The sequence below is a fragment of the Priestia sp. JNUCC 25 genome, from assembly GCF_053667915.1.
Genome location: NZ_CM132211.1, coordinates 3,523,079 through 3,537,937, shown reverse-complemented (window position 1 = coordinate 3,537,937; position 14,859 = coordinate 3,523,079). Strand labels below are relative to the sequence as shown.

The 14,859-nt window shown below is 36.6% G+C and carries 17 protein-coding genes; 14 read left to right on the top strand and 3 right to left on the bottom strand.

The genetic code is table 11. The annotated features are described in order from the left end of the window. Positions 1-109 precede the first annotated feature (109 nt). Both JNUCC25_RS18495 and JNUCC25_RS18490 read left to right on the top strand, forming a co-directional pair. A complete protein-coding gene (locus tag JNUCC25_RS18495) occupies positions 110-1,219 on the top strand; it encodes a Gfo/Idh/MocA family protein (protein WP_064471986.1) in 1,110 nt (369 codons plus the stop codon). Positions 1,220-1,316: 97 nt separating this feature from the next. Continuing rightward, the gene (locus JNUCC25_RS18490; RefSeq protein WP_237656811.1) at positions 1,317-2,306 is read left to right on the top strand and encodes an MFS transporter; all 990 of its coding nucleotides are present in this window, start codon (positions 1,317-1,319) and stop codon (positions 2,304-2,306) included. A gap of 95 nt (positions 2,307-2,401) precedes the next feature. On the opposite strand, the gene JNUCC25_RS18485 is transcribed toward JNUCC25_RS18490, so the two are convergent. Genes JNUCC25_RS18485 through JNUCC25_RS18475 form a run of 3 tightly spaced genes read right to left on the bottom strand, consistent with a single transcriptional unit; the run spans position 2,402 to position 3,751 of the window. Continuing rightward, on the bottom strand, positions 2,402-2,812 hold the full coding sequence (locus tag JNUCC25_RS18485; protein WP_064471985.1) for a YvaD family protein: 411 nt from the start codon (positions 2,810-2,812) through the stop codon (positions 2,402-2,404). Between the two features lie 4 nt (positions 2,813-2,816). Beyond that, positions 2,817-3,179 (bottom strand): DMT family transporter, encoded by a 363-nt coding sequence (locus JNUCC25_RS18480; protein WP_013058381.1) that lies wholly within the window; start codon positions 3,177-3,179, stop codon positions 2,817-2,819. Between the two features lie 14 nt (positions 3,180-3,193). Continuing rightward, positions 3,194-3,751, bottom strand: coding sequence for a TetR/AcrR family transcriptional regulator (locus JNUCC25_RS18475; RefSeq protein ID WP_064471984.1), 558 nt, complete (start codon positions 3,749-3,751; stop codon positions 3,194-3,196). A 273-nt stretch (positions 3,752-4,024) separates the two neighbouring features. Here JNUCC25_RS18475 and JNUCC25_RS18470 point away from each other — a divergent pair, with 273 nt between their 5' ends. From JNUCC25_RS18470 to eutL, 12 genes are all read left to right on the top strand, one after another. Beyond that, entirely contained in the window at positions 4,025-4,390 is a 366-nt protein-coding gene (locus JNUCC25_RS18470) for a DUF2089 domain-containing protein (RefSeq protein ID WP_013058379.1), read from the top strand. A gap of 13 nt (positions 4,391-4,403) precedes the next feature. Beyond that, the gene (locus JNUCC25_RS18465; RefSeq protein WP_013058378.1) at positions 4,404-4,793 is read left to right on the top strand and encodes an SHOCT-like domain-containing protein; all 390 of its coding nucleotides are present in this window, start codon (positions 4,404-4,406) and stop codon (positions 4,791-4,793) included. 10 nt (positions 4,794-4,803) lie between these two features. Further along, positions 4,804-5,085 (top strand): hypothetical protein, encoded by a 282-nt coding sequence (locus tag JNUCC25_RS18460; RefSeq protein WP_078082270.1) that lies wholly within the window; start codon positions 4,804-4,806, stop codon positions 5,083-5,085. A 610-nt stretch (positions 5,086-5,695) separates the two neighbouring features. After that, entirely contained in the window at positions 5,696-7,129 is a 1,434-nt protein-coding gene (locus tag JNUCC25_RS18455; protein WP_061859403.1) for a sensor histidine kinase, read from the top strand. After that, positions 7,122-7,694, top strand: coding sequence for an ANTAR domain-containing response regulator (locus JNUCC25_RS18450; RefSeq protein ID WP_013058374.1), 573 nt, complete (start codon positions 7,122-7,124; stop codon positions 7,692-7,694). The genes JNUCC25_RS18455 and JNUCC25_RS18450 overlap by 8 nt, the downstream gene beginning before the upstream one ends. 214 nt (positions 7,695-7,908) lie before the next feature. Next, positions 7,909-9,198: an ethanolamine utilization protein EutH gene (gene eutH, locus JNUCC25_RS18445; protein WP_078082073.1), complete on the top strand. Its 1,290-nt coding sequence runs from the start codon at positions 7,909-7,911 to the stop codon at positions 9,196-9,198. Positions 9,199-9,240: 42 nt separating this feature from the next. Next, complete coding sequence (gene eutS, locus JNUCC25_RS18440; protein WP_013058372.1) at positions 9,241-9,582, top strand: ethanolamine utilization microcompartment protein EutS; 342 nt, start codon at positions 9,241-9,243, stop codon at positions 9,580-9,582. A gap of 24 nt (positions 9,583-9,606) precedes the next feature. Continuing rightward, on the top strand, positions 9,607-10,104 hold the full coding sequence (locus JNUCC25_RS18435) for a EutP/PduV family microcompartment system protein (protein WP_053487604.1): 498 nt from the start codon (positions 9,607-9,609) through the stop codon (positions 10,102-10,104). A 198-nt stretch (positions 10,105-10,302) separates the two neighbouring features. Then, on the top strand, positions 10,303-11,748 hold the full coding sequence (locus JNUCC25_RS18430; RefSeq protein ID WP_013058370.1) for an ethanolamine ammonia-lyase reactivating factor EutA: 1,446 nt from the start codon (positions 10,303-10,305) through the stop codon (positions 11,746-11,748). 17 nt (positions 11,749-11,765) lie between these two features. Then, positions 11,766-13,130 (top strand): ethanolamine ammonia-lyase subunit EutB, encoded by a 1,365-nt coding sequence (locus JNUCC25_RS18425; RefSeq protein ID WP_078082072.1) that lies wholly within the window; start codon positions 11,766-11,768, stop codon positions 13,128-13,130. A gap of 12 nt (positions 13,131-13,142) precedes the next feature. Beyond that, the gene (gene eutC, locus JNUCC25_RS18420) at positions 13,143-14,168 is read left to right on the top strand and encodes an ethanolamine ammonia-lyase subunit EutC (protein WP_078082071.1); all 1,026 of its coding nucleotides are present in this window, start codon (positions 13,143-13,145) and stop codon (positions 14,166-14,168) included. Positions 14,169-14,180: 12 nt separating this feature from the next. Beyond that, positions 14,181-14,834 carry an ethanolamine utilization microcompartment protein EutL gene (gene eutL / locus JNUCC25_RS18415; protein ID WP_013058367.1) on the top strand — a complete coding sequence of 218 codons (654 nt, stop codon included), beginning with the start codon at positions 14,181-14,183 and terminating at the stop codon, positions 14,832-14,834. Positions 14,835-14,859: the final 25 nt, after the last annotated feature.

Here is a 14,859-nt window from a genome sequence, read left to right as displayed (position 1 = left end):
TCAAAAAAAGTGATATATCCATCATATTTTAACATTTAAAATGATGATTCATTTTAATTATACTTGATTAAAAGGTAAGATTTTCTACAAAATTTTGGAGGAATGTCTAATGACGGATCAATTAATAAAAGTAGGAATTATAGGAGGATCTTTGAATAATCAATGGGCGAGTAAAACACATATTCCAGTACTTAAAGACAACCCTTTTTATCAAATAACCGCGATTGGAACATCAAAAGCAGAAACCGCAAAGGAAAGTGCGAGGGTACTTCATGCTTCCCATAGTTTCACAGATTATAAGAAATTAGCTAAATCTAAAGATGTTGATTTAGTAGTAGTTAGTGTAAAAGTTCCATTCCATTACAAAGCTTCAATTGCAGCCATAGAGGAAAATAAACATATTTATTGCGAGTGGCCGTTAGGCATAGATACTATGCAGGCTGTTAAACTAGCAAGGTTAGCGGGTCAGGCGAACATTCACCATGCTATTGGATTACAAGCAAGACAATCTCCCGAAGTGAATTATATAAAGGAGGCTATTAAACAAGGAGAAATTGGGAGAATCATTTCCTGCACCATGCAGGTAGCCACACAAGGGAAAGGGGGAGTAACAGATGAAGCAAACAGTTATATTTTGAAAAAAGAAAACGGAGCGAACCTTCTTACCATTAACGGTGGGCACTCGCTTGATGTTCTTTGCTACATCTTAGGTGATTTTAGAGAGTTATCGGCTGTAATGAATACGCATTATACAGAAACTCTCATACAAGGAACAGGAGTTACGATACCAAAAGATACAGCGGACCAAATCTTAATACAAGGGACACTCATCGATGACATTTCGGCTTCTGTCCATATTCAAGGCGGAGTTTATCCAGCTTTTCAATTAGAGATTAGAGGGGAAAAGGGGGTTTTTCGTTTAACACAAAATCATTCCTCAGGCCACGTGCAATTTGGTGATCTCAAAGTCGAAAAAGTTAAATATCCTACTTATTTATTAAGTGCTAAAGGTGTTTATTTTGAAGAAATAAACGTATCTTCAGTAAAAGATAATAATCCAAAAGGCTATGTTGAAAAGGCTTATAATATGTTGGCAAAAGATATATTCGAAAATAGAGGTCAAATTCCCAACTTCAATGATGCCGTTAAGCTTCATCAGCTATTGGATGCGGTTCGGACATCTGCAGAGACTGGTGAAAAAGTAGTACTTGATAGGTAAGGCATATTCATAACAACATGTATATTATGTAAAATAATTTAGGTTTATCACTTCTTGGAACGTATACAATTAAAGGTAAAAGGCAGCTAAAGGTGTTATGTGGCTGCGGTTCGTACAAGGCATCGGAGTAGGTGGTGAAGTTCCTGTTGCTGCAGCTTATATAAATGAACTTTCAGTTGCACAAGGACGGGGACGTTTTTTTATGCTGTATGAGATGATTTTTCCGCTAGGGTTAATGATATCCGCGCAGATTGGTGCTTTAGTTGTACCTAGCTTTGGGTGGAAGTGGATGTTTTTGATCGGTGGTATCGGCGGATTAATTGTCTTTTTATTTTTCTTTAAGCTGCGTGAATCGCCTCGTTGGTTAATTTCAAAGGGCAGGTTTGACGAAGCAGAACGAGTAATTGAAGAAATTGAATCGAGTACGGATAAACGTATAGAAGCAAAAATTAGTGCACCTCAAGCTGTAGTAAAAGGCAATTGGAAAGAATTATTTTCCCCTTTTTACCGCAGTAGAACGCTAATTGTCTGGACACTTTGGTTTTCTTCCTACTTTGTTGCGAATGGACTTAACAACTGGCTCCCAAGTTTATATAAAACAGTTTATAATCTTCCATTAGAGGATTCTCTACACGCAGCGTCACTAACGAATGTGATTCAAACAGTGGCTGTGTTTGCTTGCGCCTTACTTATTGATAGAGTTGGCCGTAAAAGGTGGGCAACTATTGCTTTTCTTGTTGTAGGATTACTTTTAACGACACTTTGGTTTAATGGTGCCAAATCTGCCGAAAGTGTTATGTATTTAGGTTCAGCAGCTTACGGCGTTATGGGAACAATTACGGTTCTACTCTATCTCTACACGCCAGAAATTTATCCAACACGTATGAGAGTACTTGGAATCGCGTTTGCGACAGCATGGCTGCGACTAGCTTCGGCTATTGCTCCTACGATACTTGGCTTTGTGTTAGGCGCTAAGGGAATTACCTCTGTTTTTGTTCTGTTTGCTTGTGTAGCTGCAGTAGGTGCATTTATGGCATTTAAGATGATTGAAACACGTGAAAAGGTTTTAGAAGATATTGCACCATAAAAGAGCAAGTTCCAAGAGGTAAGATTAAGCCAATCTTACCTCTTTTATTAGTGAATGCTGCTATTCATTAATTCTTACAATTTTTAAAACGTTCATTATAAGGAAAGGTTGCTTTTTTGATTGCCGTTATCTTTTATAAGTAATTTTATAAAGAATAGAGGGTAAATCATCAAGTACAAATTAAAAGCCCACCATGTGAAATCGAAATCTTTAATAAATGCCCAATACGCAATAGCTTGTAGCCCTGAGCAAAATGTTAACACTAGAGAAATTAAAGCGTAACCTTTCCATGATTCTCTATGCAGCTTGTATAAATATAGGCTAAACAATCCAGTGAATGAAACAAGAATATCTAGAGGGAAGAACGACCAGTTCCAAGCTATGACTATGGGGTTATCATAATCTTTGAAGGCTGCACTTTTGGGTATCCATTCAAAGTAAGTAACAATCCAATAGATAATAAATCCGATATCTGTGACAAGAAAAAAAGGTTTCAAATATTTCATCTTTTTACCTCGTGTGTTCTTCCAAAGTTGATTTACTAGTATTAGCTTCTTTTTCCCCGGTCATATTTAATGTCACTACGCCGATAATGATTAGAGCTATAGCAACAATTTTTAGCAGGCTTACACTTTCATTAAAGTACATAAATCCAATTAGCGTAATAATTATAATCCCCATCCCTGACCAAATAGCGTAAGCGATTGAAACCTCTAAACTTTTTAAAGTTAACGTTAAAAAGCACAAACTACAAATATAAAAAAGTATAAGTAGCACACTTGGTATAACTTTAGTAAAACCGTCTGATAATTTCATGGACGTTGTACCAGCTACTTCAAAAAGAATAGCTAAACATAGATAAATCCAATGCAAATCTTTTCGCCACCTTATTTTTTTATAGAAATGCCATTCAAAAGAATATCCATAACAGATTTTAATATTTCACTTATTGTTAAGTTAGATTTTAGAGAGAAGCTTGGCTGATAAATTTGATTGATTGCGCCCAGGTATAGCTCTATAAATAGTTGTGAATCAATTTCACGTAGAACTCCTGTTTCTATTCCTTCTTCCATCAGTTTTACCACTAGATCCCACTCTTGCTTTAAAAAGTCATCTATCTTAACCCATTGATTATAGTGAAGCCGTTTTAAATCTGCTAATAGGCGAAAGTCCATTGTACTAAACTCTTCAGGAACACATATAAGGACTTGGGTAATCTTTTCAAGTAAATTGAGACTTTCATCATGAAAGATTTCTTCTTCTTTGTTCTTAATCTGTAGGATGAGATTTTCAATTATTGAGTCAATGATGTCGTCTTTGGAGCTGAAATGTTGGTACATGGTTCGTTTGCTCGTTCCTAAATTCTTAGCCAAATCGCTAATAGTAAAAGACACCCCTTTTTGCTGAATTAAAAAAATGGCTTCTTGTGTAATTCTTTCTTTCATAAAAAACCTCCATTTGGTACCAGGAATAATTTTATAGTACCAAATGTATTTTACAACATATTTTTCTAAAAAATAAACATTTTTATCTTGTGTTTACTTTTTTAGATGTGAAGGATCTGGGCTCTTATTGTTTTGGTTTTAGAGCAATTTATCAATATTTTTAAAATTAAAGTTAATATATTTAATTTTTAATATGAAATTATTTAATTTTGTTGTTTTTAATATTAAATATTTGTTATATAATCAAATTAACTAAAAGAAGGAGATTTGATTATGGCTTATAAAGTAATTACAAATTGTCCTGTTTGCAGTGAAACATTAAAAATTACAAAGCTGCAGTGCACCCATTGTCACACGACGATTGAAAATGAGTTTGAATTATCTAAGCTGGCATCCTTATCAAGTGATCAGCTTCATTTTGTAGAAGTATTTTTAACATGCAGAGGAAATATCAAAGAAGTGGAAAAGGAACTGGGCGTTTCCTATCCAACCGTTCGAGGCAAGCTCACAGACATCATTTCGTCCCTTGGATATGTAGAGAAGAAGAAAAACGAAGTAGATGAGAAAAAAGTTGTGTCCATGTTAGAAAATGGTGAAATTACAGCAGAAGAAGCCATTAAGCTTTTAAAAGGAGAATAGGGAGGGATTTTTTATGAAAGAGGAAATTACAAAAGTGTTAACAATGGTTCAAGAAGGCAAAATTGATGCGGAAAAGGGATCAGAACTGATTCAAGTATTAAAAGAGAAAGAAGAAACAGGAAATACACTTTTGAAGAAACCAAATGTGTATTTAGATAAAACGTTAAAAATTCGAGTTGTGTCAACTGAAAACGATAATGTGAAGGTTAATTTGCCTATCAAACTTGTCAAGCTGGTATTAATGGCTGGACACAGCATCGCAGCGAGTATTCCTCAATCAGAAAAATATGTGAAAGATATAGACATAAACCTTATTGTTGAGGCAATCGAAAACGAGTTAGATGGCCAAATTGTTGATATTAAATCGGCAAACGGAGATACCGTTTCAGTCATCATTGAGTAATGGTTCGCTTATGATTCATGTAAAAGTGAAAACCAAAGAAGCTCGGTTTAACATCCCTATTCCATATGCTCTTTTAAACGTTGTTATCAGCGTTGTTTTTTCGAAATTTATCCAGAAGCATGCAGATAAATGGACAAAAGAACATTTTAAAAGAAAAGAGCTGAATTTTACTTTTCCGATAATAGATAAAAGCATGCTAAAGCCTATTGTTAAGGAACTGAAGAAACATAAGGGAATGGTACTAGTAGATGTCAAAGCTGCTGACGGTACGGAAGTAAGAGTTAAACTATGATGTAGCTTTGCAAAGTGCCTACCCGCGTGTAAAAATAAAACCTTATTCGTCCATATAGATGTAAAAAAGGCTAAAAAAAGAGATCATACAGTTTGCTATCGTGCTGTATGATCTCTTTTTTTCTCTGCTTCTTTCCTTTTCTTATTTAACCTATATCCGGAATATGTGCCCTAAAATATGGCAACAAACATAGCAATCCATATTCCTATCCACACTGACATCGTATTAAAACGCCCCTTTGCTACTTGATTTTATTAAGTATTTCTTTTTATTAAGCAGCTCTGTAGTTGATTTTATCTTTTTAAAAAATCCAAAACTCACTATCATAAGCTATTACTAACAAAATAACAGAATACTAATTTTTATGTAAAAAGCTTTAAAGCCCAGGGACTATATCTATGCGAATTAAACTGGAGTGTATACCAACATCTTCCACTTTCACCTTTAGAAAAAGAAGTGATAAGTCATAGAAGAAATAAGGTTTCCTTCATAAAGTAAATATTTTCGCGTCAAAATGGGTCATTGACAAAGAAAGTTCAGAAAAATATAATACTTATTATATTCTAATATTTTAATGCTTAAATGTTTAAAAGCAGCTAGGAGTTTACATATGACTCATACATTATCCTTAAATTCTTTATGCAGACTTCATACAAATCTAGCAGAAGTCGATATTCAAAAGATTGATGAAGTTGCTAAAAATTTGCCGCTTATTGCTGATTTAAACGGAGCAAATGTGTTTATCGATTGTTTAACAAAAGAAGGACAGCATGCAGTTGTAGTGGCAGAAGCTGCACCAGAAACTGCACCGTCAGTTTATGAACGTCCAGTCGCAGGGAAATTTGTGTACGAAGCGTTTGAACCAGCAGTATTTTACACGCTGCAAAATGGAAAACCGATGTCTTTAAATCGTGCCTTAACACAAGAAGGAAAAACGGTAGAACAAAGTGTGGTTCCTATTAAAGGATTTAATAATCGTGTAATTGCTACATTGATTATGGAGAAAGATATCAGTGAAGTAGTTGAACGTCAAGAAAAAATGAAAACGTTATCAAATACAAATGATACGTTAAGCGAAATTTTAATGGAGATGACAGAAAATGCTTCGCTTATTCCAGAGTTTATTGGAGAGGCACTTTTCTTTATTGATCCTAATTTACACATTCTATATTTTAATTCTGCTGCTTTTAATTTGGTTTCTGAAGTCTGTTCCTCAGAATGTAAGACAGGCAATCAAATCATCGAATATTTTCCTTGTTTAGAAGAGTTATTTTATCATCCAGAAAAGTTGTTTATGCACGAAGTGACCATTTTAAATAAGGTGTTTCAAGTCAAAAAAGTTAGTTTAAAACAAGAAAATCCAACGAATGGCGCTTTTATTACATTTCGAGATATGACTGAACTTAGAGAGAGAGAAAGAGAACTTGTTGTCAAATCAGTCATGATTCAAGAAATTCATCATCGCGTCAAAAATAATTTACAGACTATTGCGAGTTTATTAAGGCTCCAGATGAGAAGGGGCCTTCCTGAAGAAAGCAAGGCTCATTTTGTCGAGAGTCTTAACCGGATTTTAAGTATCGCTTCTGTGTACGAGATTATTCTTTCCAACTCTAGTGTAGACAATGTAGATATTCTTAGTTTGATTGAGAAAATTGGTAATATGCTAGTGTATAGCTCTACGGATGAAAATAAAAATATTTCAATTGAATATTCGGGCACTCAGCTTTTTACAAAGTCGGATAAAGCTGTCTCCATAGCATTAATTATTAATGAGCTCATTCAAAACTGTATGAAACATGCGTTTAAGGGGCGAGAAGAAGGTAAGGTTCACGTTTCTTTTCAACAGAATAACTGTGAGATAGAGGTTACAATTAAAGATAATGGTGTTGGATACTCAAAAGAAGCCAAACCATCTTTAGGATTAGATATAGTTACCATGATGGTCACTCACGATTTATCTGGTCAATTTTCGATTGAGAGAACTGCAAATGGCACCATGGCATCAGCTAGGTTCCCATTAGAAAGAGGCGGACACCGTGACTAAACGAATTATGATTGTTGAAGATGAGTCAATTGTACGGCTAGATTTATCAATGATGCTCTCTGATAATGGTTATGAAATAGTAGGAGAAGCTGGAGATGGAGAAAAAGCGGTTGAATTAGCTTTTGCACTAAAGCCAGATCTGATTATTATGGATATAAAAATGCCTAAGTTAAATGGACTAAAAGCAAGTGAAATTATTTCAAATAAATATAATATTCCTATTCTGCTGTTGACAGCATACAGCCAGAGGGAGTTTATTGATAAAGCAAAAAAAGCGAATATAGTAGGCTATTTAGTAAAACCGATAGCTGAATCAAATTTAATTCCAGCAGTTGAAATCGCTCTACAGCAAGCAGAAAATGCAAAAATGTATGAGCAAAAAGTTCAGGAAATGAATAATGAACTGAAGAAACGAAAAATTGTTGAAAAAGCAAAAGGAATTTTAATGGATAAATATAATTTAACAGAAGATCGTGCTTTCAAAAAAATGCGGACTATTAGCATGAAAAAGCAGGTTACACTAGAGAAGTTAGCAAAACACATCATTGAGAAATATGGAACTTAACCTCACTGTACAAGTAAATAGTTTGAGCAAAGGTGCTTAGTGGTTTTAAGTGATAAAAAACCACCTGGCACCTTTTTGTCTTTTTTAAGGGAACAATTTTAATCTTTCTCTAGTAGCAAAGCTCTTGACAGGTTACTTCATACGCTTTAAATAGATAGAAATAGTTAAACTATTATCTATTTAAATAAAAATCATCATATAGGGGGAATTGGGTGTGGTTATCATTGGGAAAATCGTGATTTATATTATCATGACTTGTGCAGTGTGTGGGGCTATTGCTGCGATTAGAAATAGTGATGAAGGATTAGGAAAGCAATTCATGGAAGGGTTACATTCTATCGGGTATATTTTTATACCAGCGGCTGGTATCATGGCTGCAACTCCATATCTTTCGTGGTTTATTAGTACGGTATGCGGTCCTTTTTTCTCAGCTATTGGGGCAGATCCTGCTATCGCTGCAACCTCTATCTTAGCAACGGATATGGGAGGATATCAATTAGCACACGTATTAAAAGAGTCGTATGAAGGATGGGTCATGGCTATGATAGTAGGATTTATGGCCGGAGCAACCATTGTATTCTCGATTCCAGTAGGACTTGCCATGCTTGATAAACGCGACCATAAATATATGGCGCTCGGCGTTATGTCAGGTGTGTTAACGATTCCAATTGGGGCTTTTATTTCAAGTGTTTTAATTATGGTAACCAATTCTGATGTGCGTAAAATTATTTCCACTACAAGTGATTCAACATATGAATTTACGATAAGTTATTTGAAAATTATTTTGAATTTATCTCCACTTTTATTATTTGTTGTGCTGTTAGCGGTAGGACTATATTTCTTGCCTGATTTAATGATTAAAGGGTTTATGTGGTTTGGGCGTATCATGGATGCTGGAATTAAGCTAGTTCTTGTTTTTTCCATTGTTGAAATTTTTACAGGCTTATTCTCTCATCTATTTGGAAGCTGGGGATTTCATCCGATCATGGCAGATAAAGCGGATCAATTCCGTGCGCTAGAAACAGCAGGTTATATTGGCATTATGCTTGCTGGTGCATTTCCAATGGTTTATTTGCTTCAAAAATATGCAGGAAAGCCGCTTGAAGCTGTAGGGAAAAAACTTGGATTAAGTAAAGAAGGCAGTGCAGGTATTTTAGCTACAATTGCTAATATTTTGGCGATGTTTAAGCTCATTCGAAGCATGCCTCCAAAAGACAAAGTTATTAATATTTCGTTTGCAGTTTGCTCGGCATTTTTATTAGGAGATCATTTATCCTTTACAGCCAATTTCCAGCCGACATTAATTCTCCCAGTTATTATCGGGAAGTTCTCTGCGGGTGTAATAGGCATCGGTTTAGCATATTGGCTATCTGTTCCAAAAGCCTTAGAGCTAGAAAGGAAGGATCGTGAAGCAGGCATTATTGGAAAAGACGAGTACTTAAGTTCAGCAGCTGAAGAAAATGAAAAGGTAGAAGAAAAAAGCAGTAAGACACAAGTGATGTAAGCATTGTATAGAATTTGTACGATAAGGGAGAGGTAATTTTTTATGAGTGAAGAAAAAAAGCGTTTTATTCAAGAGTTTGTGCCGGGAAAACAAATTACATTGAGCCATTTAATTGCAAATCCAGATCCGGATATGTTCGAAAAATTAGGTATACAACAAGAAGGAGCTTTAGGTATTTTAACATTAACTCCAAGCGAAACGGTTATTATTGCAGGGGATTTGGCTACAAAAGCTGCACATGTTCAGTTAGGTTTTTTAGATCGTTTTACAGGAAGTCTTGTTATTGTAGGAAGCGTTTCGGAAGTGGATATGGCCATGAGAGAAATCAATCGTTTTCTCTCAGAAACATTAGGGTACACGCCTTCAATTATTACAAAATCCTAATTGTATAGTAGGGAGGGAAGACGTATGCATAAAAAAAATAGAGCCATGCTCATTGGCTCAATTGGTGCCGGCAAATCGACATTAACAAATGCTCTGCTTGGAAAGCCGGTCGAGGCAGTTAAAACACAAGCTTTAATCTATTATGATTGGATTGTTGATACACCTGGAGAATATGTTGAAAATCCTTTTTTTTATAAAAATATTATGGCAACCGCTCTTGAAGTTACACATGTGTTATATTTGCAGGACGCCACAAAGAAAAAGACAGTCTTTCCACCTAATTTTAGTACAGGCATTAATAAGTTAGCTATTGGGGTCATTACAAAAAGTGATGCAAAAGATGCTGATGTGAGCTTAGCTATTAAAAAAGCAAGGCAAGTAGTTGTAAATGGTCCTATTGTTGTCACTTCTTCTCGCAATAAAGAAGGGCTTGAAGAGGTTCGAGCTTTGGTACAGTGTCAGTCTTTACAAGAGATGAAACAGTATACTGATAACTGGAAATCGAAATATATTATTTTTTAATGAAAACCTTTACATTTTGTGAAAAATCAGTTATATTCTAAATATACAAAAAAATCACGGGCAAAGGCGCCTTATACAGCTATCTTTTAGGGGATAGTTCGTATGAGGTGCCTTTTTTATTTGACTAAAACACGACTAATTAGCAATCAGTAATGAATAAAACCTTTTGCTGATTGAAGGTTGATGAGGTGGAGGGATATGAAACAATACGAACCGCTAAAAGAGGAGATTATCAGCGCAGGAATTGATATAGGAACAAGCACAACCAAAATTGTGTTAAGTCAATTTTCTCTGATGAATATGGCAGGAGGAACACACTTGCCGCGTATTGAGATTATTGATAAAAAAATTATTCATCGTAGCCCGATTTATCGGACACCACTTCTCACATCAACAACAATCGATATTGAAGCAATAGAGAAGCTTGTTAAAAATGAGTATGATAAAGCAAACGTTGGTTCTGGAGATATTAAAACAGGTGCCGTGATTATTACAGGTGAAACAGCAACTAAGCAAAATGCGGAAGAAATGATTCACCATCTTTCAAATCATGCCGGTGAGTTTTTAGTTGCAACTGCGGGTCCTGATTTAGAGGGAATTATTGCAGCAAAAGGATCAGGAGCTTATCAATATTCTAAAAAAATGAGCAAAACTATTGCCAATGTAGATATTGGCGGGGGAACAGCTAATGTAGCAGTTTATCGAATGGGAAGGCTGTGTGGAACCTGCACACTGCACATAGGAGGCAGGCTGATAGAGTTTTCGGAAGATAAAATCAGCAATATTTCGCCACCCGTTAGAAACCTATTAAGAGAGTGGAATAGTACTCTTGCAACAGGTGACGTAATGGTGGAAAAAGAGATAAAGAATATAACAAATTATATGGCCGATGTGATTAGTAGAATGCTAACACGTACCATGACAGCAGAAGACAAGGTACTGCTTTTAGGTCATGAACCGAATTGGAAAGAAGAAATTGATGTCATTATGTTTTCTGGTGGAATCAGTGAGTGCCTCTATCAATATGAATCTAAAGGTTTTGAACAAGCCCCTTACCAAGACATAGGAATGATGCTTGCGGACTCTTTAAGGGGTAGTCAGAGTTTGAAAGGATGGTCATGGATTCAGCCTGATGAAACCGTTCGCGCAACTGTTCTTGGTGCTGGTACACAAACGACTGAAATCAGTGGAGCCACGATTCAAGTAGAAACCAAAGATTTACCTGTACGAAATGTACCCGTTTATCAAATTTCTTTTAAGGATGGGTTTCAAAAAAGTGTTCATCACTTAAAGGATGCTGTAAAAGATGCAATTGAGATACATGACCCACAACAGGAGGGACAAAATTTTGCCTTGTACTTATCTGGGCTTCCATACGTAGGATTTCGAGATATTCAACAATTGGCAAAAGGTCTGCTAGAAGCGGTGAAACAAAAAAACAAAAGAGATCAGCCGCTCATTATTGTTCTTGAGAGCGACCATGCCAAGGTATTGGGCCAAACGCTTGTTGCTCAAGATTCGTCGCAAAGCATTATTTGTATTGATCAAATTAAGGTGGAACACGGTGATTACTTAGATATTGGTCAGCTGCTACAAACAAGCGTAGTACCGGTAGTAGTCAAAACCCTTACGTTCCATTCATAAGAAAGGGGGCTTCACTGGTGAAGTTACATACACATTATTTAGGTGCTGTTTATCAATTTTCTGATTTAAAAGATCTGTTCGCTAAGGCAAATGAAGAAAAGTCTGGTGACCGGCTGGCAGGTTTAGCTGCAGAAACCGTTCAAGAAAGAATTGCTGCAAAAGAGGTGCTTAGCGAATTAACACTTGCTGATATTCGCGAAAATCCAATGATTTCACCTGAAGAAGACGAAGTATCTCAAATTATTGAAAATCAAGTCAATGAGCCCATCTATCAATCAATGAAAAATTGGTCCGTAGCAGAGCTTAGAGAGTATATCTTAAGCGATGAAACAACGGGTGAGGATTTAAAGAGGATTAGTCGAGGGTTAAATAGTGAAATTATTGCTGCAGTAGCAAAGCTAATGTCAAATCTTGATTTGGTTCACGCAGCGAATAAGATTGAAATTTTAACAAAATGCAATATTGCGATTGGCCAAAAAGGAGTCTTAGCTTCTAGACTGCAGCCTAACCATCCTACAGACAATGTAGAAGGCATGATTGCTTCGTTAAAAGAAGGGCTGTCTTACGGAATTGGAGACGCCGTTATTGGTATTAACCCTGTAGATGATTCGGTTGAAAGTGTAAAACGGCTGCTCCACGCCACAAAAAACTTTATGAATGATTGGGAGATTCCAACTCAAAACTGTGTTTTAGCTCATGTTACGACTCAGATGAAAGCCATTGAACAAGGAGCACCAGCGGATATGATTTTCCAAAGTATCGCTGGAACAGAAGCCGCTAACCGTTCATTTGGAATCAGCGCTGCCTTACTAGAAGAGGCAAATCAATTAGCTAAGAGTCACGGAACAGGAACAGGGCCTCAGTGCTTATATTTTGAAACAGGACAAGGTTCCGAGCTATCAGCTGAAGCGCACTTTGGAATGGATCAGCTAACGTTAGAGTCGCGTAACTATGGGTTTGCACGTCATTACGACCCTTACATTGTAAATACCGTGGTTGGCTTTATTGGACCTGAGTACTTATACAACAACAAGCAAGTTATTCGCGCAGGCTTAGAAGATCATTTTATGGCAAAGATGCATGGAATTCCAATGGGTGTAGATATTTGTTACACCAATCATATTAAAGCAGATCAAAATGATATTGAAGATCTAGGTGTATTGCTAACAGCTGCAGGCGTTAATTTTATTATCGCAACACCAATGGGTGATGATTGTATGCTTAACTACCAATCAATGAGCTACCATGATGTAGCGACTTTAAGGCAAACGATGGGGAAACAGCCTTCTCCTTTGTTTGCAGAGTGGCTCGAGAAAATGGGGATTTTTGAACAAGGGAAATTAAGTAAATATGCAGGAGATCCAAGTATTTTTACAAGGTAGGTGATAAAGAAGATGAATCCTGAATTGATTGAAAAAATTACACGATCCATTGTCGAAAAACTAGAAAAACAATCTAGTTTCGAACAAAGCTTTCCTACTGACGATCGTCAAAGCAGCGTAACTTTTTGGGCTCATACATCCAGTGCAAATAAGAAAGTAATTAATGGTCCTCTAGCTGAAGTAGTAGAAGATGATTCGGTAAAGGAATTAATTAAATTTCCGAATATTCAAGAAAATAATTTAACATCTCTGCCTGAAAGTAAAATGGCTATTCGACAGGAAGAAGATATTGAACCAAAACAGCAGGTGTCTGGTATTAAAAATCCAGTGAATCAAGAAGAATTAGACACATTGATTCAGAAAACACCTGCTCGAATCGGGATTGGCAGAGCAGGCTTACGTCCACGAACAGAGACATGGCTGAAATTCCGCTATGACCATGCAGCAGCCGTTGACGCTGTGTATGGCAATGTGAACGACGACCTTTTAAAACGGCTGAATTTATTTAAAGTAAATACTCAGGTAACGGATAAAGAAGTATACATTCGCCGACCCGATTATGGACGAAAGCTATCAGACGAAGCAAAAAAGTACATTCAAGAAAGATGTACCAAATCACCAACTGTTCAAATTATTGTTTCTGACGGTTTAAGCTCCAAGGCCATTGAGGAGAATGTCGAAGATGTTTACTTATCTCTTCAACAGTCCTTAAAAAGCGCAGATTTAGATGTAGGCGTTCCCTTTTACATAGAAAAAGGTCGAGTCGCTGTAATGGACGACATTGGTGAACTTCTGACGCCAAAAGTGGTGGTGCTTTTGATTGGAGAACGCCCAGGACTTATAAGTGCAGAATCTTTAAGTGCCTATTTATGCTATGAACCGAGAAAAGGAATGATTGAAGCTGAGAGAATGGTGGTTTCCAATATTCATAAAGGCGGCATTCCTCCAGTTGAAGCGGGTGCTTATCTCGGTACATTGGTTCAAAAAATTTTAAAATATGAAGCTAGCGGAGTATCGCTTGTTCAAAAAGAACAATAGAGGTGAATAGGAGTGGCTTTAACACGTATCCACGCTGACATTTTAGCTGTTCGTGTGATTCCAAATGTGGATGACGCCTTAGTTCAACAGTTTAATTTGCAGCCTTACCATAGAAGTTTAGCCATGTTTACATCAAGTATTGATGACGTGGGCTATACAGCTTTAGACGAAGCCACCAAAAGAGCAGATGTTGAAGTAGCTTATGCCCGTTCCTTTTATGCTGGTGCTGCTCATGCGTCAGGTCCGCTATCAGGTGAAATGATTGGTGTATTAGCTGGTCCAAGTCCAGATGAAGTTAAAGCTGGCATTGATGCCATTTTACAAGTGACGAAATCAGATGCCTATTTTGAAGCATTAGATGAAGAAAAAAATCATGCGCTGTATGCACATGTGGTGGCAAGGACAGGTTCTTACCTTTCTAAAGAAGCAGGAATCGATATTGGCGAACCACTCGCTTATTTAATTGCCCCTCCACTAGAGGCTATGTATGGACTTGATGTAGCGCTTAAAGCAGCTGATGTAGAACTTGTGAAATTTTTTGGCCCTCCTTCTGAAACAAATTTTGGCGGTGGGTTTTTAACAGGATCTCAATCAGCCTGTCAAGCAGCTGCTGATGCGTTTCGCCAGGCTATTTTAGACATTGCAAGAAATCCAGTTCATTATTAAAAAGCTTATAGACAGTAGAAAGGAG

Bases quoted from the DNA above. Each gene is read 5' to 3' on its own strand.
- JNUCC25_RS18495 (WP_064471986.1), top strand. From the start codon at position 110: ATGACGGATCAATTAATAAAAGTAGGAATTATAGGAGGATCTTTGAAT.
- JNUCC25_RS18490 (WP_237656811.1), top strand. From the start codon at position 1,317: ATGTGGCTGCGGTTCGTACAAGGCATCGGAGTAGGTGGTGAAGTTCCT.
- JNUCC25_RS18430 (WP_013058370.1), top strand. From the start codon at position 10,303: ATGAAACAATACGAACCGCTAAAAGAGGAGATTATCAGCGCAGGAATT.
- JNUCC25_RS18475 (WP_064471984.1), bottom strand. From the start codon at position 3,751: ATGAAAGAAAGAATTACACAAGAAGCCATTTTTTTAATTCAGCAAAAA.
- JNUCC25_RS18460 (WP_078082270.1), top strand. From the start codon at position 4,804: ATGATTCATGTAAAAGTGAAAACCAAAGAAGCTCGGTTTAACATCCCT.
- JNUCC25_RS18455 (WP_061859403.1), top strand. From the start codon at position 5,696: ATGACTCATACATTATCCTTAAATTCTTTATGCAGACTTCATACAAAT.
- JNUCC25_RS18485 (WP_064471985.1), bottom strand. From the start codon at position 2,812: ATGAAATATTTGAAACCTTTTTTTCTTGTCACAGATATCGGATTTATT.
- JNUCC25_RS18470 (WP_013058379.1), top strand. From the start codon at position 4,025: ATGGCTTATAAAGTAATTACAAATTGTCCTGTTTGCAGTGAAACATTA.
- eutC (WP_078082071.1), top strand. From the start codon at position 13,143: ATGAATCCTGAATTGATTGAAAAAATTACACGATCCATTGTCGAAAAA.
- JNUCC25_RS18435 (WP_053487604.1), top strand. From the start codon at position 9,607: ATGCATAAAAAAAATAGAGCCATGCTCATTGGCTCAATTGGTGCCGGC.
- JNUCC25_RS18465 (WP_013058378.1), top strand. From the start codon at position 4,404: ATGAAAGAGGAAATTACAAAAGTGTTAACAATGGTTCAAGAAGGCAAA.
- eutS (WP_013058372.1), top strand. From the start codon at position 9,241: ATGAGTGAAGAAAAAAAGCGTTTTATTCAAGAGTTTGTGCCGGGAAAA.